The sequence below is a fragment of the Rhodanobacter sp. A1T4 genome (assembly GCF_014207185.1).
Lineage (GTDB): Bacteria > Pseudomonadota > Gammaproteobacteria > Xanthomonadales > Rhodanobacteraceae > Rhodanobacter.
This window is the reverse complement of the sequence record NZ_JACHCP010000029.1, coordinates 1-1,600: the sequence shown is the minus strand read 5'-3', so window position 1 is coordinate 1,600 and position 1,600 is coordinate 1. Positions and strand designations below refer to the sequence as shown.

Below are 1,600 nucleotides of genomic sequence, written 5' to 3'. Positions count from 1 at the left end.
CCGAGGCTGTGTGAAAACAACTAGCCACATGGTGTCGCTATCCTAACCTGACTTGGTGAGTGGATTCGGGCATGAAGCGATTCGTCGAAGGTGTTGATCGATCCCAGAACGTGTTGTTTCCTGCGCGACTGGATGACTACATTGAGGAAGATCATCCGGTTCGAGTGATCGATGTTTTCGTGGACGAACTCGATCTTCGCGGGCTGGGGTTTGCTGGTGTAGAACCCGCTAGCACGGGAAGGCCAGCCTACCATCCAGCTACGCTGCTCAAAGTCTATATTTACGGCTACCTCAATCGCGTGCAGTCGAGTCGTCGGCTGGAGCGTGAGGCGCAACGCAACATCGAGTTGATCTGGCTGACCGGTCGGTGCATACCAGACTTCAAAACAATCGCCGATTTCCGCAAGAACAACGGCGTTGCCATCAGACGCGTGTGCAGTCACTTCATCGTGCTGTGCCGACAGATGAAACTTTTCACGGACACCGTCGTGGCCATCGACGGCAGTAAGTTCAAGGCCGTCAACAGCCGAGACAAGAACCTCACGCAAGCCAAGCTCAAGGCGCGACTGGAACAGCTCGAAGCCAGCGTGGCCCGTTATCTGGCCGAACTGGACCGTGCCGATCGAGCACACGGTCGGGTGCCCGCCATTCGTGTGAAACATCTGACGCAGAAAATCACCGCGGTGCGCGAACAGGTGAAGCAACTCAACGCACTGGGCAAGGTCATGCAGGAAACGCCTGATAAGCAGGTGTCCCAGACCGATCCGGATGCACGTGCGATGGCCACGCATGGTCGTGGCTCCGGCATCGTCGGCTATAACGTGCAGGCGGCGGTGGAGGCCACGCATCACCTTATCGTGGCACACGAGGTCACCAACGAAGGGCATGATCGTCATCAATTAACCGCCATGGCCTTGCGTGCCCGCGAAGCGATGGATCAAGACACGTTGGTCGCTGTGGCCGATCGCGGGTACTACAAAGGTGAAGAACTCCTGGCTTGCGAACAGGTAGGCATCACGCCGCTGGTGCCCAAGCCTTTGACGTCCAACAGCAGGGCGAACGGGCGCTTCGACAAACGTGATTTTTACTATCTGACCGATCGAGACGCTTATCAATGCCCTGCAGGTGAGCAGGCGAACTGGCGCATGCGCACGATCGAAGGCAGCATGAATATAGACGTCTACTGGTCGTCTGCATGCCCCAACTGCCCGCTACGCGATCAGTGCACCACAGCGCGCTATCGGCGCATTCGGCGTTGGGAACACGAATCCGTGCTGGAGACGCTGCAGTGTCGACTCGATGAGCGGCCCGACGCCATGCGTGTGCGTCGTCAGACGGTAGAGCACATCTTTGGAACGCTCAAGGCCTGGATGGGATCGACGCACTTTCTGATGCGAACGCTACCCAAGGTCGCGACCGAAATGAGTTTGCATGTGTTGGCTTACAACATGAAGCGGGTCATGAAGATCATGGGCATCAAGCCGCTGATGCAGGCCATCATGGTCTGAGGGCTCCTTACTTTCCTCGCATCGCTGACAAGGTGCGGCAAAGAAACATATATTTGCGCATAGCTCGGGGTTTTGCGTTTTTACACAGCCTC

At 56.8% G+C, this 1,600-nt stretch carries 1 protein-coding gene; it reads left to right on the top strand.

What is annotated here, in order from left to right; genetic code table 11:
* Nucleotides 1-71 precede the first annotated feature (71 nt).
* Complete coding sequence (locus HDE80_RS21995; RefSeq protein WP_184674458.1) at nucleotides 72-1,508, top strand: IS1182 family transposase; 1,437 nt, start codon at nucleotides 72-74, stop codon at nucleotides 1,506-1,508.
* Nucleotides 1,509-1,600 lie beyond the last annotated feature (92 nt).